The following is a 20,456-nucleotide window of genomic DNA, read 5'->3' on the forward strand; positions in this document are numbered from 1 at the left end:
CCCAGCTGAGCTAATCCTCCGAAGTGGTGACCCGTACGGGATTCGAACCCGTGTTACCGCCGTGAAAGGGCGGTGTCTTAACCACTTGACCAACGGGCCAATATGTATGGCAGAGAAGAAGGGATTCGAACCCTCGCACCGCGTTAGCGATCTACTCCCTTAGCAGGGGAGCCCCTTGAGCCACTTGGGTACTTCTCTGTATGGCTCCGCAGGTAGGACTCGAACCTACGACCGATCGGTTAACAGCCGATAGCTCTACCACTGAGCTACTGCGGAATAATGAAGACAATTTGTATCTTATAAAATTTCTTTCTGTAAGTCAAGAAGTTTTTAACAACATCTTGTTCAAACGTGACATGTTTATAATATACTGGATTGCGTTTTTACTGTCAAGATGTTTTCGATATCGGTTTGAGTTTCCCTTTACACTTTCCGCAGACATATCTTTTTGTATTTATTTGACGCCTTCTTACATATTGAAGTAAACACTCCATACATTCATACTTATAAATCTTTTTTTCCTTCTCTTCATTAATCATTCGTTTACAAAAACGAGGTGCATCAACTTTCTTTAACAACTCACGAAAATCTCTGTCCCTGTGCTTATACCCTCTTCCTGTAATATGCAAGTGATAATGACACAGTTCATGTTTGATGATTCCGATTAATTCCTCCTTACCATACATTTCGTAATATCGATAATTCAGTTCAACATTGTGACTCTTCAACAGATAACGCCCGCCAGTTGTACGCAACCTACTATTGAACTTTACTTTATGTAAAAATGGCATTCCGAAGTATTGTAGCGATACTTCTTCCACTAGCCGTTGAATTTCTTTCTCGTCCATTCTCATTCCTCCTAAACAAAAAAATATTTTTACACTTTTCACGCTTCTTATACATATATTAAATAGTACATATACCCATCCTCATTCAAGACGCGTGGTTTCTAAAAACACAACATGAATAGAAATCCACTCACCAACCTCTCATTAATAGTACTTTAGATTTTTGAGAGTAGGATTAAACAAGGAGGGATTCCTATGCCTACGTGGCTAAAGAAACAGATGCAACGTGCATATTTCGAAAAAAACCGGTATCAAATTAAATTGCTAAATGAATGCTGGTTTTATTATAGCAAAATACATCAAAACTCATGATCCATTACACTTTTTATTCTATAAAAAAAGAGCAGTTTTATCTGCTCTCTTCTCTTACTATTCAATCGGCAACATAGATAGTGCAACGCGTCCTTTTTTTGTATCAATATCATCTACCCATACTTTTACAATTTGTCCTACTGATACAACATCTAACGGATGCTTTACAAACTGTTTGCTAAGCTTAGAAATATGCACTAAACCATCTTGCTTTACGCCAACATCAACAAAAGCACCAAAATCAACAACGTTACGCACTGTTCCTTCTAGTTCCATACCACGTTTTAAATCTTCTAATTTCAAAATCCCTTTTTTCAGAAGTGGTTTAGGCAACTCATCCCTCATATCTCGTTCTGGACTAATGAGTGCATCTATAATATCAACTAACGTCGGCTCCCCAACTCCCGTTTCTTGAGACAACTTAGAAATCTCTACTTCTTCCAATCTCTTTTGTAATTGCGGTTGTCCTACGTCATCTATCGATAACCCTAAACTCTTCAATAACAATTCAACATTTTTATATTGTTCAGGATGAATACCTGTCCGATCTAATGGATTCGCTCCTTCTAATATACGCAAGAAACCTATACATTGTTCGTACGTCTTTGCACCTAAACGTGGGATTTTCTTTAATTCCGTGCGCTTTGTGAATTTCCCATCCTCTTCTCTCTTTGCCACAATATTTTTCGCAACAGTTTTCGATAAACCTGAAACATATTGTAACAATGCAACCGAAGCCGTATTTACATTAACCCCAACTTGGTTCACAGCTGTCTCTACTACAAATGTTAATGACTCATTCAATCTCTTTTGAGATACATCATGTTGGTATTGTCCAACTCCAACTGATTTAGGATCAATTTTCACAAGTTCAGCCAGTGGATCTTGCAGACGTCTTCCAATAGAAACAGCACTTCTCTCTTCAACTTGTAAATTTGGGAATTCTTCACGAGCTAAATCAGAAGCTGAATATACACTAGCACCCGCTTCATTTACAATAATATAAAAGACTTCCTGTTTCACACTTTGCAATACATCTACTATAAATTCCTCTGTTTCTCTAGATGCTGTCCCATTACCAATTGCAATCATTTCAACTTGATATTTATCTATAATAGAAAGAACTTTCGTTTTTGCGTCATCATATTTACGAACAGGCGGATGCGGATAAATAACATCAATATGTAGTACTTTCCCCGTATCATCTACTACAGATAATTTACAACCAGTTCTATATGCCGGGTCTACCGCTAGCACGACTTTCCCTTTCATCGGAGGTTGTAATAATAAGTTACGTAAGTTCTCAGAGAAAATATGTATCGCTCGTTCTTCAGCTGTTTCTGTTAATTCTTTACGAATTTCTCTTTCAATTGAAGATTGAATTAATCGTTTATAACCATCTTCAATCGCTAATTGTACATAATGCGCACTTTTAGAATCGTTATCACGAATTACTTTCTTATTTAAGAAATTTAATATCTCATCTACTGGTGGGACAACAGAAACTCTCAATATATCTTCTTTCTCACCGCGATTCATTGCTAATACACGATGTGGTACTACTTTTTGCAATGGTTCTTCATAACTGTAATACATTTCATATATATTCTTTTCATCTTTTTCTTCACCTTTTACAGACGAAGACATAATACCTTTTCTAAAAGTAATATTTCGAATCCAACTACGATACGTAGCTTCATCTGAAATCATTTCTGCAATAATGTCTTGTGCACCTTGTAAAGCTTCTTCTGCAGATTGCACTTCTTTCTCTGCATTAATAAATTCCACTGCCTTTTTAGCCGAATCTTCTTTCTTATATAACAATAACCATTCAGCTAACGGTTCTAACCCTTTTTCTTTTGCAATCGTTGCTTTCGTTCTTCTTTTCTCTTTATATGGACGATATAAATCTTCTACTTCCTGCAACTTTGTAGCTTTAACAATTTGCAGCCTTAGCTCTCCTGTCAGTTTTCCCTTCTCACCAATAAGACGAATAACTTCTTCCTTCCTATCTTCAAGTTGCATCATATATTGCCATCTCTCTAAAATCGCACGAATTTGCACCTCATCTAAAGAGCCTGTCCATTCTTTTCGGTAACGAGCAATAAATGGAACTGTGTTACCTTCTTCTGTTAATTGAATAACATGACGAACTTGCTTTTCGCTAAAGCCTAATTCTTTCACTAACATTTTCATTAACGCTTGTCGATTATCTACCATTTCCATATACAACCGTAACCTCCTCTATAATAAAAAAAGTTGCCCTTCAAAGAGAGCAACTTAAACTGCCGATTTAAAAATCTATTAGTCCTAAACTAATTTGTAACGCTTCATCTACACGACTCATCATCACTTCATCTAAATGAGTGATTTTGTCCGTTAAGCGTTGCTTATCGATTGTTCGAATCTGCTCAAGTAAAATAACAGAATCTCTCTCAAAACCATACTTTTTCGCATCAATTTCCACATGAGTGGGTAATTTCGCTTTTTGAATCTGTGCAGTAATAGCCGCTACAATCACCGTTGGACTAAAACGATTTCCGATGTCATTTTGAATGACAAGAACCGGACGAACGCCTCCTTGCTCAGAACCAACAACTGGGGAAAGGTCTGCAAAATACACGTCGCCGCGTTTTACAATCAAAATATTACCCCCCGCTAACTAAGCGTTCTACTGTATGAGCTGCTTCATACTCCGCTAAGAAAGCTTCAGATGCAATACCAAGATTAATTTTTCCCATTTCAATATACCCACGTCGCATTGATTCATGTTGGTAGCGTTTCTTCGTCTTATGTTGACGCAATAACAATTGTGTTGCCTGGCAAATTAGTTCATGGCGATTCTTATTCTCTTGTTTTCCAATTCCGTCCAATTCCGTTACCATTTGCTTTGGCAACCGAACCACGATTTCAGTAGTTACACTTGATTCGGACACAAAAATACACCTCCACCGTCAACTACACACCCAAATATATATATATGACACCTATTGTAATAATACCATTGTATGGAGCCTGTTGCAAAGACTTCCTTATTCCTTGCTTATGTTTTCCAATTCACAAACAAAACATTCATCTTCTTAAATTTTTTATCTCATAACTAACTAAAAACAATAGAACTCCTCTTCAAAACTTACGTGTAACTTATATAAAAAATGATTATAAGTAAAAAGCTTCTCATCAAAAAGAGCTTATTATCCAGCAATGAACAGTCACTCCAATGACAAGAAGCAATCATGCTACCTTCTATATATTGTTCAAGTAATTAATTATCTCTACAACCTTACCATTCCGTATAAATATTCTTGGCACACGGAAACTGATCGTTGCAATAATTTCATAATTAATAGTCCCTGAATATTCCGCAACCTCTGTAGCGCTAATATACTCATCTCCCTGCCTTCCAATAAGCGTAACTTTCGTACCAAGCGGCACTTCACAAGGAAGATGAATCATGAACTGATCCATTGTTACTCGCCCTACAATCGGTACCCTTTTACCATTTATAAGCACTTCAAATCCTTGTAATCTTCTAAGCCATCCATCTGCATAACCAATCGCTACAGTCGCGATCCATTCTTCAGTTTTCGTTCGATAAGTGACGTTATAACTAATTCCATCACCTTTAATCACCTGTTTAATATGAGCTACTTTCGTATGCAGTGATAGCGCCGGTTCTAATTCAAATGGTAAAAAAGGACGTATTTCTACAGAAGGAGATAATCCATACATTGCAATCCCAATTCGCACTGCATTAAATGTAATCCCTTGAAAACGTAACGTGGCAGCACTATTAGCTGTATGGACAAACTTAGGATCCACTCCGAATTCTTTCAACCAACTTAACTGCTCTAAGAACGTGTTATATTGCTTATCAAAATACGAAGTCTCAACCTCATCTGCCGTTGCAAAATGCGTGTATACTCCTTCTAACTCTAAAAACGGTGCACCTTCTAAACTCCTTAAAAATTCTTTCAGCTCTTTTCTTTCACGTATTCCAATTCTCCCCATACCACTATCAAAATTAATATGAAATTTCATTACAGATGAACCATCCCAAAGTTTAATTGCTTCGTCCACCCATTCTTTTTGAAAAACAGTTAGCGCTACATCATTTTCAGCAGCTACATTTACATCACGCGGCGGCGAGGGACCTAACACTAAAATCGGCACAGTAATACCAGCCCTCCGAAGCACTAGAGCTTCATCTAAAAAAGCAACAGCTAACCTTGTTGCACCCGCTTCTAATGCCGTTTTAGCAACCGGTACATAATCGTGCCCATATGCGTTCGCTTTAACTACAGCAAAAATCTCTACATCACTTGGGATGAACTCTTTAATATGTGTAACGTTGTTATAAATGGCATCTAAATCCACTTCCACCCACGTGTCACGATAAAATGGTGCTTCTTCCATAAATACACTTCCTTATACACGATATGCGAAGCTTATTCTTTTATATGCTTCTTTTATGAAATCCACCTTCAAACTAAGAAAAGACGTGGTGCACATATATCACCACGTCTAAGAAGTTTACTTCACCTGCTTCGCTGTAACTGAACGAGCAACCATTAACAGCTCCTTCGGCTCTAAACCTTTAGACACGAGCATATATTCTACTCCGTTATGCGACCACGTTACAGAGTCTTTCGTCAACGCACCAATCGTAAACCCAAGATCAACCGGTTCTCCACTTACACTTACCGCTGATGAAGCCTCTGCAACTTTTGCCTTTTCTTGTATTAAAGTAAAGGATTTCTTATTTCCAGTGTATGTGAGTATCGCACGCTTGCCACTGTCTGTCTTCAACTCTTTTTCATCTTGCAGAGTCATACCTTGTGGTGTATCAAGCGGATACAAAGTAGCAAACGGTTTGTCTTCTTTCGCTGTTGTTTGAACATCTACCTGCGCTCTAGACATATTTTGTTTCGTATCAAATGCACCTTTATCAAATTTCGCATCGAATTTTACCTTAGAGAAATCTACTTTTACAAGAACATTTTGATCATTATCCATTAACTTCACTGAAACTGGAGTCAAATCGCTCTTCTTCAGTGTAATCTCTTGTTTCGGCAACATATTTTGATGTTGATAGTTTGTTTTTGTTTTAAAAATATAATACTTATCTGTTTTCTCGAAAGTAAGGTTTTTCTTATCCTGCAAAATATCTCTTACAAGTGATTCATATAAATAAGCCTGGCTGCTATTTTGCGGCCAATCACTTTGAAAACGGAAGCTCTTATTAAGTGCTGGCGTTAATACAAATACACCTTCTTCATTTCTTAAAATAATTTGGCTCTGATCTTTTTTTGCATTCTTTAAATTCACACGATAAAAAGACGGTTCCTTATGCCAAATTTCTACGTTATACTCCTGAGGCTCATTTCCTGTTTTAATAGATAATTTCGCTTCAGCTTGATAACTTTTCATCCCTTTTACTTTCGCTTCTAAATCTTTCACGACATCATCTTGTTTCTTTTCCACACAACCCGCCAATACAAAAACGGTCAACAAACCGACAAGAACTAAAAACAGACGCCTTTTCATCACTTCAGCCCCTTTGCCCCTATAAATGAATGGAAGATGTACCTTCCTTATCGCTACCTCAAATATATGAGACAAAGATATAAAATATGCAGACTAGCGTGACGAGCTTTCTAAAACAACTTGAGCAACAGCAAATTCCTTACTATGACTAATTGATAAATGAACAACATACTCTGTACTTGTAATCAGAATCGGCTTACCTCTTTCATCATTTTTCACTTCAATATCTAAAAAGCTCACTTCTTTCCCGATACCAGTACCTACAGCTTTTGAATATGCCTCTTTCGCTGCAAATCTTCCAGCTACAAACTCTGTAAGGCGACTTCCTTTCAGCTCCATAGCAACATTACGTTCATTTTTCGTTAAAATACGTTCCATAAATTTAAGCTTTCCATCTAGCATTTTTTCAATACGATTTAATTCAATAATATCGATTCCAATCCCTATAATCATTTCAAAATCCCCTTCTTCTATTTAACTTTCTTCTTTCATATTGATAAGAATAACAGAGAATCTTTCTGATGCAAAAGGGGTGATAGTAACCGTATGCTAATAAGATCCACTCAGATTTCTTTACAATCGACTATTCTCACCTTACTTCTTATTCACTTAGTCCTGATGATATTAGGCGACTTTTTCCTCTTCCCACTGGCAGCCTCTAATGAATATATCGCTAAAGGAGAATGGTGGCGTGTCATAACTTCCCTTCTGGTACACGTAGACTTACAACATTTTCTTTCTAATAGTATTTTTTTGTTTGCACTTGGTTCTTCTATCGAAAAGCAACTCGGACACTTTTCTTTTTTTATTCTATTTTTTATTTCTGGAATTTCTGGAAATATTTCTTCTTATATTATTATGCCACCTGAATATATTCACGCAGGTGCATCAGGTGGGATTTTCGGACTATTAGGCGCACAATTATTTTTATTGTACAATCGTTACCGCTCTTCACAACCAAAAGAAATTGCCATTTTCTCAATTATGATACTTCTATTACTGCTATTTACTTTCTTTAACCCTTCCGCCAATCCGATCAGTCATTTAACAGGTTTAATAACCGGCGGCATTTTAACTCCTTTTTTAACCAAAAAAAACGATGGCGCAAAGCTTATTTAATATAAAAGCTTGCACCATCGATAATTTCTACATCTACCTGTTCGCTTAAATCCCTCATTAATTGAAATAAAGACTCATCCTTCATCTTCGCCTCAATCATACAATCAATTTGCGGAACACTTCCCTTTATCCTTCTTAAAAAAGATAAAAATGCGTCTACATTAATATAATCTGCATGAGCTCTTGGATCTTTTCCCTCTCTAGGGCTAGAGATATGCATTTTAACTGGCAACAAAGATGTTTCCCACGTATGAACAACACGTGCCCAATCTTCATACCAATCTTCTTGCTCATTATTCATCATATGGTGATGCAAATCAAACACGACGGGAATATCTAATTTTTCTCCTAAATATAATGTTTCCTCTAACGTAAAAGTTGTATCATCATTTTCTAATATAATCATTTCTTGAATACCCCTTGGGACATTAGACCAATTCTCTATAAAACGCTCTAATGCAAGTTCTTTATCTTTATACCCTCCTCCAACATGTAGTACACATCGTTGCTTATGTTCAATCCCCATGCCTTTTAATAATTTTTTGTGCATCTGCAATGTCTTTACAGATTGTTTGAAAACACTCTCCTCAGGTGAATTTAGTACAACAAAATGATCTGGATGAAAATCAATTCGCATATTCATATGAATTGCATATTCACCTAATTCTTTCAATTTTTCTTTTAAAGGACGAATATAGTTCCACTCTAACAATTCCTCATGATTCGCTAAAGGAATGAGCTTAGAACTAAGCCGAAAGAAAGATATGTCATGTCCCTTATTATGCTTTAATAAACGCAAACAATTTTCCAAATTGGAATTAGCAATTCTTTCAAGTTTACGAATTGCAGCATCACGATCATCTATTTTCTGAAACTGTGCGTACGTCATCGTTTGAGATGGGGATGCATTCTTCAAATGCACACTCATCGCAACGTAACCAAGCCTTACAAGCATATAACAGCCCCTTTTCTATCATAACTACTATGTAGTATGCACAATTACAGAAATAAAAAAAGAGAATGCCCGCAAAGGGCATTCTCTTTTTTTATTAAGCTTGTGGACGGCTATGATGTTTTCTTTCGCCGCGTCCATTTGAAGATCCTGGGCGACCTTGACCTTCACCTCTACGACCACGACTACCACCATCACGATTACGATCACGGTTTCCATCACGATTGCGATCACGGTTTCCGTCACGATTACGTCCATCACGGTTACGACCATCGCCACCACCGCGTCCATCACGACTACGATTACGGTTACCATCACGGTATCCGCCTCCGTTACCGCCACGTTTTTTAGAACCGCCACCTCTTGAAACAACTGGTGGTTCTGATGTTAAAGCAATCGGAGTTGTATCCGGCTCTTTAGTCATCATTTTTAAAGCAGCAGCTACTACTGTTACAGAGTCATTCTCTTCTAACATTTCTTCTGCAATACGCTTGTAGTATGATAAGTTCTCATTTTGAATCGTGCTTTGAAGTTTTTCAGCGATTAAACGTTGTTGACCTTCTAATGCCTCATCAAGTGTCGGTGCTTCCATGCGATCAACTTTACGTTTTGTTGTACGCTCGATATTTTTTAATTGTCCTGATTCACGTGGTGTTACAAATAACATTGCAATACCTTTTTTACCTGCACGGCCAGTACGACCGATACGGTGAACGTATGATTCTGGATCTTGTGGGATATCGAAGTTGTATACGTGTGTTACGCCTGAAATATCAAGACCACGTGCAGCAACGTCTGTTGCAACAAGAACTTCAATAGCACCTTCTTTAAATTTACGTAATACAGACATACGTTTCGCCTGTGTTAAGTCACCATGAATACCTTCTGCTGCATAACCACGTAAGTTTAATGCTTCTGATAATTCATCAACACGACGCTTTGTACGACCAAATACGATCGCAAGCTCTGGAGATTGAATATCTAGTAAGCGTGTTAACACGTCAAACTTTTTCTTTTCTTGCACTTCTAAATAGAACTGCTGAATGTTTGGCATTGTTACTTCTTTTGCTTTTACTTTAATGTGTTGAGGCTCAGTCATGAAACGCTCAGCAATACGACGGATTGGATCTGGCATTGTCGCTGAGAATAATAATGTTTGATGTGTTTCTGGCACATCTGTTAAAATCGCTTCAATATCTTCAATGAAGCCCATGTTTAACATTTCATCCGCTTCATCAAGAACAACAGTCTCTACGTTTTGTAAGCGAAGTGTTTTACGGTTAATATGATCTAAAATACGACCCGGCGTACCAACAATAATGTGTGGGTGTTTTTTTAGAGCACGAATTTGGCGGTTAATATCTTGACCACCATAAATTGGTAGAATACGAACACGTTTATGTTTACCAATTTTGTATAGCTCTTCTCCAACTTGAATTGCTAATTCACGCGTTGGCGCGATAACAATACCTTGAACTGCTTCTTTATTTGTATCCACTTTATCTAATAGTGGTAATCCGAATGCTGCTGTTTTCCCTGTACCTGTTTGCGCTTGCCCAATAATATCCTTACCTTGCAATGCATGTGGAATTGTTTCAGCTTGAATCGGCGTAGCCTCTTCAAAGCCCATACTTTCAACCGATTGCAGTAAAGACTCACTTAATCCTAATTCTCGAAATGTTGTCAATGTTACTTCTCCTTTTCTATCCTATACTTATCATTTAAAAAAAGGCGTTTTCCGAATTTGCGGAAAAGCCCTTTTCCTGAATGCTCACGTATATAACCGGGCGTATATTCTTCACGAAAATACTTCTAAACGTTATTACACTTTATCAATTATAAGTTTTGTATGTGTAAAAAGCAAACCCAACTGTTACCTTATTTTATATTAAGGGCCTTTTTCTTTACTTTTATTTTTTTATCATTTACTGTAAGCGCTTATTATAAGTTTCTTCTATTTTCGTGACTATCATCCCTATTTATATACACCAATTATTTCAACATCGTAATTACTTCTTCTAATTTCATACCGCGAGATGCTTTTATTAATACAACATCTTTGGCATCGACTACCGCTTGTAAATCTCTTACTAACTCTTCTTTATTATCATACGCCTTTACACGTTCATTAGGGAAATTAATTTTCGCTCCTTCAGCAATTTGAGCTCCTAATCTACCGTATGTGAATACATGTGCGATTTTTGCTGGATCGATTAATTTACCTACCTCATAATGGAACTGCACTTCTTGATTTCCAAGTTCTAACATATCACCGAGCACAACGATTTTTTTAGTAAATCCATCTAAACCATTCATTAAATGGAATGCTGCCTCCATAGCCGTCGGACTTGCATTATAAGCATCGTTGATAATTGTTAATCCACTATCCGTTTTTACAATCTCCATACGCATGCCCGTCATTTGAAGTGTTACTAAACCTTGTTTCATTTCTTCCCACGTCACCCCAAAATGTGTCGCAATTGCCATTGAAGCAAGTGTATTGTACACATTATGTTTTCCTAACACCGGTAGGTAGAATGAAATATTTTCATCTCTATTCATTTTAAAATGTGTCCCAGTTGCCTGTAATGTTACAGTTGTTGGATAGTAATCGTTGGCTCTTGCATCACCAAACGTAACTGTTTCTGCTGCTAAATTCATTTCAGGAACACGATTCGTTAATAACGGCTCATCTCCATTATATACGAACACGCCACCTTCTTGTAACCCTGTAACAATTTCTAATTTCGCTTCAGCAATTGCCTCACGAGATCCTAAATCCATTAAATGTGCCTCACCAATATTCGTAATGATAGCTGCATTAGGACGAGCTAACTTAGATAAAAATTCAATCTCTCCTCGGCTTGACATACCCATTTCTAATACAGCTACTTCTGTATTTTCTTCTAAGTTTAAAATAGTGAGAGGTAACCCAATATGGTTATTGAAATTTCCTTCTGTTTTTTGAACTTTGAACTTAGTCGCGAGAATACTTGTCACAATATCTTTCGTGGATGTTTTACCGTTACTACCTGTCACACCAACAACTTTAACATCCAATTGATCGCGATAGTTTTTCGCTAACATTTGCAGTGCAGATAGCGTATCTTCTACAAAAATAACCGGAAGATTCTCGGGTGGATTTGCTACATCTTTCATCCATAATGTAGCTACAGCTCCATTTTCAACTGCTTTATCTACAAAAGCATGTCCATCGAAACGCTCCCCTTGAATCGGAACATATAAGTTTCCTTTTTCAATTTTTCTCGTATCAATAGACACGCCTTGAATAATAGTTCCCTCATATTGCTCTGCTAATCCAGTACCATTTACCATCTGTTCTACTTGCTTTAACATTCGCTTTATCATATAGAAACGCTCCTTACATAGAGGAAGCACTATTCCTACGAATAGTGCTTCCTCCTTTTTTTGTTAGATTGTATATTTAATTTTTTGTTTTTCTTCGTGACGTTCAATCGCTAAACGAATTAGCTCTTCGATTAACTCTGGATACGGTAACCCAGTATGTTGCCATAATAGAGGGAACATACTAAACGGTGTAAATCCTGGCATAGTGTTTACTTCGTTAATATACACTTCTCCGTCTTTCGTTAAGAAGAAATCAGCTCGCGTTAAGCCTGCACCATCTAATGATTGGAACGCAATAATTGCATCACGCTTAATCACATCAGATTCTTCTTCTATCATTTCAGCTGGAATAATTAACGCCGTATCACCATCGATATATTTCGACTTATAATCATAGAAGTCCTTTTTCGGAACGATTTCACCTACAACTGAACATTTCGGCTCATCATTACCTAGTACCCCCACTTCTACTTCACGACCTACAATATTTTCTTCTACAATAATTTTGCGATCAAATTGGAATGCCTCTACAAATGCATTCTCAAGTTCTTCACGATTTTTACACTTATTAATACCAACACTTGAACCAAGGTTTGCTGGTTTTACGAAACAAGGATATCCTAACTTATCTTCTACTTTAGAATAAGCTTCCTCACGATCTTTTTCCCATGCACTGCGAATGAAAGACGCATATTTTGCTTGTGTTAAACCAGCCTCTGCAAAGATGTTTTTCATAACAACTTTATCCATACCAGCAGATGATGCTAGAACACCATTTCCTACATAAGGAATATTCATCAATTCTAATAGTCCTTGAACCGTTCCATCTTCACCGTTTGGTCCATGTAGTAATGGGAAAATAACGTCAATAGCGTTTTCCTCAGAAGCTGCAGATGGAATAATCTCTGTACTTAATGATAACGGAGAAATCGCATTTTCTGCACTACTCATTTTTAAAGCTTCAACATCTGTTACTTCGCCTTCAATACGCTCACCACGTACCCATTGACCTTGTTCTGTAATATAAATTGGATGAATCTCGAATTTATCTTGATTTAACGCTTTAATAGCAGCAAGAGCCGTCTGTAACGAAACTTGATGCTCAGCTGATTTTCCACCATATAATAAACCTAATTTAATTTTTGTCACTGAAATCACCCTAACCAATTGTTTTCATTTTTCTATTTTAGCACTTTTTATAAAAATAGGTAGTTCCTATTTGAAATAAAATGTAACTTCCACAAATAATTAAATGACACCACTTATTGGTTTTCTACACTTTTTCTATTCCACTACTATACAAAGGTGAATTTTAAAATGAAATGGTAATCCTATCTAGTTATGTACCTAAAATATGTAGAAATCCCCTTTTTTGTGTATGTCACCTATTTACTAAGAAGATTGTTTGGTTAGTGTATCTTTTTGCCTTTGCTCAACAAGGCGATCTAAAGAAATATATACAATACCTGCAACTACACATCCTACAGCTAAAATTGTAAATAGAAAGTGGCCAAGTAATCGATCTAATAAAAAGCCTCCCAAAAGTGGACCAAATGCGCTTCCTGTAATCCACTGCAAACTTGCAGCGCCCATATAAGTCCCTCTCAAATGCTCAGGTGCCAAGTTTGCTACAAATGTCATTTGTACAGGCGACATAATCATCTCACCTAACGTATATATAGCATAAACGAACAGTAGTGTTATTAAAATAACTGTAGCATTTGTATTAAACTCTCCAAACCACTTCGGTAACCACCCTATAAAAAATAATCCAATCCCGAACAAACATGCACCATATAACATCGTCTTCCCGACTGGTTTATCCGTAGCCCATTTTGAAATTTGAAATTGGAATAAAACAACTAATAGTCCGTTTAACGCCATTAAATATGGATATGGATTATTCGTTCCAAAAATACGCTTCATTTCGTTATCAAAATGTAGTGGCAACATGCCTTCTGTTTGAGAAAACCCCATCGAAATGATAATACCTGCTAATAAGTAAATCATTAATACCTTATCTCGCATTACAATTTTCCAAACTGCCCCAGATTCCTTTTCTTTATGTTCTTCCTTATCTGTCCTCTTTGGCATCGTCTCTTGAATAAGAAGTAATACAAGTAACGCATAAAATAGCATTGTAGAAGAGGCAATAATAAACACAAGATTCTTTGACAACACAACTACTGATGCTCCCATTATCGGACCAATCGCAGCACCTATATTGTGTCCCATTCGTAATAAACCATATGCCTCTGTTCTTTTTTCTGGTGCCGTTACATCTGCGACCATAGCTGATGCAGCTGGATGAAATAAAGAATTACTCAATCCTAAAAAAATAGATAAAATTGCATATGGAATAAATCCTTCTATAAATAGAAAACCGAGCATTAATAATGCATTACTTGCCATAGAAAATATCATAATCGGTTTTCTTCCATATATGTCAGCAATTCTTCCTCCTATAAGTGATCCAAAGCTTGCAGCAATTGGAGAAAGCGCCATAATAACCCCAACTTCCAACAACGAATCTACCTTATCTTTTAAATATAATGCAAAAAAAGGCATTAACATCATCATTGCAATTCCATTTAACGTCTCTCCAATAAATCGAATCCATACGTTACGGTCCATCTCCCTTAACTCACGCCACGTATTTTTCATCATTTCACCCCTTTAGTTAGCCAACAATTATCTTATAATAAGTTCAGAAAAATGTAAATTTTCAAATAAAAAAAATCCATTCTAACAGAATTAGAATGGATTTTTTTCGCTTATAAATTCGCAACATCTTCTTCTTTTTTACTATTATTTAAAGCACTATGTTTTCGGCTATATAAGAAGTAAACCGCTATACCAATAACCATCCATATCCCAAAACTAATCCATGCTGTCCCCGATAATTGAAGCATTAAGTATAAACAGAAAATCACTGTTAACGCTGGTAAAAACGGTACAAGCGGAGCCTTAAATGCCCTTGGTAAGTCTGGATGGGTTCTTCTCATTACAATTACCGCAACAGCTACGAGTGCAAATGCTGACAATGTCCCCATGTTTACAAGATGTGCTAAAACATTTAAATCTATTAATCCTGAAATCAGTGCCGCAATAATTCCCGTTGTCCATGTATTTAAAAATGGCGTTTTAAATTTCGGATGAACTTTAGCAAGACGCTTCGGCAGTAAACCATCTCGGCTCATCGCATAAGAAACACGAACTTGCCCATACATCATAACTAGCATTACTGTTGTAATTCCTGTAATTGCTCCTACTGAAATTACTCCAGCTAAGCCATCTTGTCCAATAAATTGAAGTGCAAAAGCAACTGGATCTGATATATTTAACTGTCCGTATGGAACAATTCCTGTCAAAATAAGCGAAACAACGATATAAAGAACTGTACAAATTAATAACGATGCAATAATACCAATTGGTAAATCACGTTGCGGACGTTTCACTTCTTCTGCCGCTGTTGAAACTGCATCAAATCCTATAAATGCGAAGAATACTGTAGCCGCTCCAGCCATTACACCATCTAAACCAAACGGCATAAAAGGCGTCCAGTTTTCAGGTTTCACATAATTAAAACCAGCAAAGATAAAAATAAGAACAACTGCTATTTTAATAAATACCATAATGTTATTTACTCGTGCACTTTCACGAACACCCCTAGATAAAAGAACTGTCATCACTAAAATAATTAGAACTGCAGGTAGATCAATTATTCCACCCTTCCCTGTACCAGGAGCCGAGGAGAGAATAGTCGGAATGTGAATTCCAAACCCCTTTAATAAAGATTGAAAATATGCAGACCAACCGTTTGCTACAGCAGATGTAGCAAGTAAATATTCAAGCATTAGATCCCAGCCAATTAAAAATGCGAATACTTCTCCCATCGTCGCGTATGTATACGTATACACACTGCCCGATACAGGAACTGAAGAAGCAAATTCAGCATAACAAAATGCAGCAAAGGCACAAGCTAGCGCGGCAATCGCAAATGATAATATAATAGCTGGCCCAGAATGTTTCGCTGCCACAACACCCGTTAGAACAAAAATACCAGTTCCAACAATTGCTCCGATTCCAAGCATAGTTAAATCTAGCGCGCCCAATGTTCTTGCTAACGTTTTTTGCTTACTTTCTTGCATTAACTTTGCAATTGGCTTCTTTTGAAAAATTTGCTTCATCTTTCACTCCTCCAAGTTTTAAATTTTCTGAAAATTTTTAATTCGCTTTTTTATTTTACTCATTACGCTTTTCCTAGTCAATACTTTTGTCGAAACAAGTAGAAATTCTTCTGAATATGCACTATCCTTATCATTCTTTCTATATATCTTTCGACAACTCTTTTTGGTATTATTATACATGTCGATTCCACAAAAAAAGGCATGCTCCCTTATTGAGAGCATGCTTTTTTTACTTATTTCACAGTATATGAACCTTGTTCAATCCAGCTATACATATACTTTTCATCTTCTGTTTCATGTGCTTGTTTTACAATACGAAGCGGACGGAATGTGTCTATCATAACAGCTAATTCAAGTGTCTCTTTCTTCCCTATACTTGCCTCTGTTTTCCCCGGATGCGGCCCATGGGGAATCCCGCTCGGATGAAGTGTAATAGAACCTTCTTCCACACCTTTGCGACTCATAAAGTTTCCTTCTACATAGTAAAGAACTTCATCACTATTAACATTACTATGATAATATGGTGCCGGAATTGACTCTGGATGATAATCGTATAAACGTGGTACGAAAGAGCAAATAACAAAATTATGCCCTTCAAATGTTTGATGTACTGGCGGCGGCTGATGAATGCGCCCTGTAATTGGTTCAAAATCCTCTACATTAAATACCCACGGATACAAATAGCCATCCCATCCAACAACATCTAACGGGTGGTGTCCTAAAACATGTTTGTGCATATAACCTCTTGATTTTGTCATTACGACAAAATCGCCTTTTTCATCATAGGTCTCTAATTTTTCTGGACCACGAAGATCTCTTTCACAAAACGGACTATGCTCTAACAATTGTCCGTATTCATTTCGATAACGACGCGGCGTTGTAATTTGGCTATTCGCCTCTACAACAAGAAACTTAGTCTCTCCTTCATCTGGAATAACACGATAAATCGTTCCAATTGGGATCGTTACATAGTCGCCTTTTCTATAGTGAATCGTTCCAAACATCGTTTCAATTTTCCCTGTTCCATAATGAACAAATAACATTTCGTCGCCATCACCATTACGATAAAAATAATCCATTTTTTCTGTTGGGCTCACTACTCCAATTAACAAATCTTCATTTCCAAGTATGAAATTTCGTCCACTTATTGCATCACCACTTTTTTTATTTTCTTTCGTTCGGAAGTGGCGATGAGAAAGAGCAACATCCTCTTCATACTGCAACTGACAAGAATGCGATAATGCAGAATGACCTACTTCTGTTGGCATATAGTGATGATACAAAATAGACTGCGTACCAGAAAAACCTTTTGTTCCCATTACCTGTTCACGATAAAGCGATCCATCTTTTTTACGAAATTGTACATGTCGTTTATGAGGTAGTTCTCCCATGTGACGATAAAACATGCCCATCACTCGCTTCCTTTTCTTTTTTGATCGTATTACGTAGTGTACCTAAACCAGTAATCGACAGCTCTACAACATCTCCATCTTGTAGCCACTCTTCTGTACCAAGTTCTAAAATACAGCCTGTTCCTACTGTCCCAGAACCAATCACATCTCCTGGATATAACGTAACGTCCTCTGAAGCACGTTCAATCATTTCAGCAAATGTATAGTAAATATCTTGGAAGTTTCCCTTTGATAATAGTTTTCCATTTACATGAGCAGTCATTTCTAAATCATATCGATCTCCATTACGATAAACATCTAATTCCTCTTTCGTAACAAGATGTGCTCCTAACGAAGTTGCAAAGTCCTTTCCTTTCGCTGGACCGAGACCTACTTTCATTTCTGTTGCTTGTAAGTCTCTCGCACTCCAGTCGTTCATAATACAATAACCAAAAATATATTCCTCTGCTTGCTCACGAGAAATATTTCGCCCTTCTTTTCCTATTACGCAAGCGATCTCCAACTCGTAATCAAGCTTTTTAGACTTTTTCGGACCAATTACAAAATCACCGGAACCAATTACAGCACGATGATTAGTAAAATAAAAAACCGGAATATCGTACCATTCAGGCACAACATCTAGTCCTCTTCGTCCGCGAGCTGTTTTTACATGTTGTTCAAATGCGTAAAAATCTCGAATACTACTCGGATTAGGAAGAGCAGCTGTCAATTGTACTTCTTCTAAAGCATATATACCCTTATTTGGATTCTTAACATTCCTCACTACTTCTACATACTCATCAGCTTTCTCTAAAAAAGCCATCATAGAAGAAGGGATTCTCCCTTCACTAGCAAGATTCATATCTATTACTTTGTCACCTTCAAGCCATCCAGCCCGTATTTCTTTTGAAGGAAGACGAAATGTAACAAATTTCATCCTGATTCCTCCTTATAAAAATGAAATTTCCACCAGCAAAGGGACTTTTGCTGGTGGATATAAATCTTATAAGTTTCCGCGACGCTCTTGTTCTCTTTCAATTGATTCGAATAACGCTTTAAAGTTTCCTTCACCAAATCCACGAGAACCTTTACGTTGAATGATTTCAATAAATAAAGTCGGGCGATCTACAATTGGTTTCGTAAAGATTTGTAGTAAGTAACCTTCATCATCACGATCTACTAAGATCTTTAATTCTTTTAGCTTATCAATTTCTTCATCGATTTTTCCAACTCGTGCAGTTAACTCATCATAATAAGTATCAGGTGTATCTAAAAACTCCACCCCATTTGCACGAAGCGCTTCAACTGTTTTAACAATATCACTTGTTAATAAAGCAAGATGCTGTACACCAGCTCCATTATAGAATTCTAGATACTCTTGAATTTGTGACTTTCTCTTTCCGTCTGCTGGTTCGTTAATCGGAAACTTAATACGGCTTCCATTCGTCATAACTTTCGACATTAACGCCGAATACTCTGTACTAATATCGTCATCATCAAAATGAATCATTTGTTTAAAGCCCATGACATTCTCGTAATAACTAACCCACTCTTCCATTTTTTCAACATTACCAACTACATGATCGACAGCAATTAAACCAGACTCTTCAAATGGAATATTAAACTCTACCTTTTGGAATCCTGGCATAAATGCCCCTTTATAATTTTTACGCTCTACAAGCGTATGAATTGTATCACCATACGTACCAATAACTGCTTTTTTCAATGTACCGTCCTCATCTGTTAATTCCTCTGGTGGAGCAATTGCGACGGCACCACGTTTCACTGCTTCTGAGTATGCTTTATCAACATCATCAACAAGTAGTGCCACATCCTTCACGCCATCACCATGAGTCTTTACAAACTCTGCAATACGATTTTCACTACTTAAAGCTCCAGACACAACGAAACGCATATTTTTTTGCACAAGAACATAAGATACCTTTTCACGGTTTCCAGTTTCTAATCCAGAGTAAGCCACAATTTTGAATCCGAATGCTCTCGCAAGATAATAACTCGATTGCTTTGCATTCCCTACGTAAAATTCCAAATGATCTACATCACGTACTGGAAAAAAATCCTCCATTTGTGCAGCTAGCGTATCCATAGATTTTTGTTTCATAATATCTTCATCCCCCTGTAAATAGATTAAATGGTCCATACTTAAAACCAACCGAAAACGCTTCCAACATTAATTAATAGAAATTAGTTAGCAAGCTAACAAATTCTGACCTTTAAAATTTTCTATCTTTTCTGTCAAATTCCTCTTTTTTTCTTACATATAAAATTCGACTTTTTTCTCTTTGAAATAAAGTGAAACTTTAATCAGCCCTCACCAATCGGGATTTTACTCAGTGGATTTTTGATTATTCATTGAATCAAGTTTCAACCGCAGCGTCTAATTATTCATGAATGCTAAATAATGGGGTAACTTTAATACTTGAAGGTATATAAGAAGAAAATAAAAAAGACTCCAACATATTAACTACTTACTAATACGTTAGAGTCTTTATTTTTTTTGAATAATTGTATTTATATATATCATACTAATACACTTGCAAGGAATAGAATAAATGATGTTAATATTACCGCTCCACCTAAGGATCCTAATAAATCTGTTTTTGTTACTTGAAACACTTGTTCACTGTTCATATCCCTCATTCTCCTTCCATTTTTGTTTGATTTAAAACTTCTATTATACTAATACACTTGATAGAAATACGATTAA

Annotated in this window: 19 protein-coding genes and 3 tRNA genes; 2 read left to right on the plus strand and 20 right to left on the minus strand. The window is 36.7% G+C overall.

Going from position 1 to position 20,456, the window contains the following annotated elements:
* Positions 1-24: 24 nt before the first annotated feature.
* The 4 genes from CN409_RS29760 to CN409_RS29775 all read right to left on the minus strand — a co-directional run bounded on the left by CN409_RS29760 (position 25) and on the right by CN409_RS29775 (position 848).
* Positions 25-99: transfer RNA gene (locus CN409_RS29760), tRNA-Glu, on the minus strand.
* Positions 100-107: 8 nt separating this feature from the next.
* Positions 108-198 (minus strand) — tRNA-Ser (locus tag CN409_RS29765).
* Between the two features lie 3 nt (positions 199-201).
* Positions 202-276 (minus strand) — tRNA-Asn (locus CN409_RS29770).
* Positions 277-389: 113 nt separating this feature from the next.
* Entirely contained in the window at positions 390-848 is a 459-nt protein-coding gene (locus tag CN409_RS29775; protein WP_000343552.1) for a SprT family protein, read from the minus strand.
* A gap of 195 nt (positions 849-1,043) precedes the next feature.
* On the opposite strand from CN409_RS29775, the gene cmpA reads away from it, so the two are divergent.
* On the plus strand, positions 1,044-1,160 hold the full coding sequence (gene cmpA, locus CN409_RS29780; RefSeq protein WP_001143640.1) for a cortex morphogenetic protein CmpA: 117 nt from the start codon (positions 1,044-1,046) through the stop codon (positions 1,158-1,160).
* A gap of 57 nt (positions 1,161-1,217) precedes the next feature.
* Here cmpA and CN409_RS29785 read toward each other — a convergent pair whose 3' ends face one another.
* The 6 genes from CN409_RS29785 to acpS all read right to left on the minus strand — a co-directional run bounded on the left by CN409_RS29785 (position 1,218) and on the right by acpS (position 7,160).
* Complete coding sequence (locus CN409_RS29785) at positions 1,218-3,386, minus strand: Tex family protein (protein WP_140153325.1); 2,169 nt, start codon at positions 3,384-3,386, stop codon at positions 1,218-1,220.
* A gap of 67 nt (positions 3,387-3,453) precedes the next feature.
* Positions 3,454-3,804, minus strand: coding sequence for a type II toxin-antitoxin system endoribonuclease NdoA (gene ndoA / locus CN409_RS29790; RefSeq protein WP_000635965.1), 351 nt, complete (start codon positions 3,802-3,804; stop codon positions 3,454-3,456).
* A 4-nt stretch (positions 3,805-3,808) separates the two neighbouring features.
* Positions 3,809-4,096 carry an antitoxin EndoAI gene (locus CN409_RS29795; RefSeq protein ID WP_000004570.1) on the minus strand — a complete coding sequence of 96 codons (288 nt, stop codon included), beginning with the start codon at positions 4,094-4,096 and terminating at the stop codon, positions 3,809-3,811.
* Positions 4,097-4,406: 310 nt separating this feature from the next.
* A complete protein-coding gene (alr, locus tag CN409_RS29800; RefSeq protein WP_000390595.1) occupies positions 4,407-5,576 on the minus strand; it encodes an alanine racemase in 1,170 nt (389 codons plus the stop codon).
* A gap of 117 nt (positions 5,577-5,693) precedes the next feature.
* Positions 5,694-6,644 carry a LolA family protein gene (locus CN409_RS29805; RefSeq protein WP_002084009.1) on the minus strand — a complete coding sequence of 317 codons (951 nt, stop codon included), beginning with the start codon at positions 6,642-6,644 and terminating at the stop codon, positions 5,694-5,696.
* Between the two features lie 156 nt (positions 6,645-6,800).
* Positions 6,801-7,160, minus strand: a complete 360-nt coding sequence (gene acpS, locus CN409_RS29810) for a holo-ACP synthase (RefSeq protein ID WP_000583423.1) — start codon at positions 7,158-7,160, stop codon at positions 6,801-6,803.
* A 93-nt stretch (positions 7,161-7,253) separates the two neighbouring features.
* Here acpS and CN409_RS29815 point away from each other — a divergent pair, with 93 nt between their 5' ends.
* Positions 7,254-7,826 (plus strand): rhomboid family intramembrane serine protease, encoded by a 573-nt coding sequence (locus CN409_RS29815; protein ID WP_000908529.1) that lies wholly within the window; start codon positions 7,254-7,256, stop codon positions 7,824-7,826.
* Here CN409_RS29815 and uvsE read toward each other — a convergent pair.
* From uvsE to CN409_RS29865, 10 genes are all read right to left on the minus strand, one after another.
* Positions 7,819-8,781, minus strand: coding sequence for a UV DNA damage repair endonuclease UvsE (gene uvsE / locus CN409_RS29820; RefSeq protein ID WP_000961146.1), 963 nt, complete (start codon positions 8,779-8,781; stop codon positions 7,819-7,821). The two genes, CN409_RS29815 and uvsE, sit on opposite strands and share 8 nt — an antisense overlap.
* 94 nt (positions 8,782-8,875) lie before the next feature.
* Positions 8,876-10,465 (minus strand): degradosome RNA helicase CshA, encoded by a 1,590-nt coding sequence (gene cshA, locus CN409_RS29825; protein ID WP_000206602.1) that lies wholly within the window; start codon positions 10,463-10,465, stop codon positions 8,876-8,878.
* Positions 10,466-10,770: 305 nt separating this feature from the next.
* Entirely contained in the window at positions 10,771-12,147 is a 1,377-nt protein-coding gene (murF, locus tag CN409_RS29830) for a UDP-N-acetylmuramoyl-tripeptide--D-alanyl-D-alanine ligase (protein ID WP_000595968.1), read from the minus strand.
* A 63-nt stretch (positions 12,148-12,210) separates the two neighbouring features.
* Positions 12,211-13,296 carry a D-alanine--D-alanine ligase gene (locus CN409_RS29835; RefSeq protein WP_097981096.1) on the minus strand — a complete coding sequence of 362 codons (1,086 nt, stop codon included), beginning with the start codon at positions 13,294-13,296 and terminating at the stop codon, positions 12,211-12,213.
* 243 nt (positions 13,297-13,539) lie between these two features.
* Positions 13,540-14,811, minus strand: a complete 1,272-nt coding sequence (locus tag CN409_RS29840; RefSeq protein ID WP_000799722.1) for an MDR family MFS transporter — start codon at positions 14,809-14,811, stop codon at positions 13,540-13,542.
* Positions 14,812-14,921: 110 nt separating this feature from the next.
* Positions 14,922-16,337 carry a branched-chain amino acid transporter BcaP gene (bcaP, locus tag CN409_RS29845; RefSeq protein ID WP_000809361.1) on the minus strand — a complete coding sequence of 472 codons (1,416 nt, stop codon included), beginning with the start codon at positions 16,335-16,337 and terminating at the stop codon, positions 14,922-14,924.
* A gap of 233 nt (positions 16,338-16,570) precedes the next feature.
* A complete protein-coding gene (locus CN409_RS29850) occupies positions 16,571-17,743 on the minus strand; it encodes a homogentisate 1,2-dioxygenase (RefSeq protein WP_012614724.1) in 1,173 nt (390 codons plus the stop codon).
* Positions 17,709-18,665, minus strand: coding sequence for a fumarylacetoacetate hydrolase family protein (locus CN409_RS29855; RefSeq protein WP_000673996.1), 957 nt, complete (start codon positions 18,663-18,665; stop codon positions 17,709-17,711). The genes CN409_RS29850 and CN409_RS29855 overlap by 35 nt, the downstream gene beginning before the upstream one ends.
* Positions 18,666-18,731: 66 nt before the next feature.
* Complete coding sequence (gene hppD / locus CN409_RS29860) at positions 18,732-19,850, minus strand: 4-hydroxyphenylpyruvate dioxygenase (protein ID WP_000810920.1); 1,119 nt, start codon at positions 19,848-19,850, stop codon at positions 18,732-18,734.
* Positions 19,851-20,269: 419 nt separating this feature from the next.
* Positions 20,270-20,380 (minus strand): DUF3948 family protein, encoded by a 111-nt coding sequence (locus CN409_RS29865; protein WP_001083691.1) that lies wholly within the window; start codon positions 20,378-20,380, stop codon positions 20,270-20,272.
* Between the last annotated feature and the right edge of the window lie 76 nt (positions 20,381-20,456).

The sequence above is a fragment of the Bacillus sp. AFS012607 genome, assembly GCF_002558005.1.
Classification (GTDB): domain Bacteria; phylum Bacillota; class Bacilli; order Bacillales; family Bacillaceae_G; genus Bacillus_A; species Bacillus_A thuringiensis_S.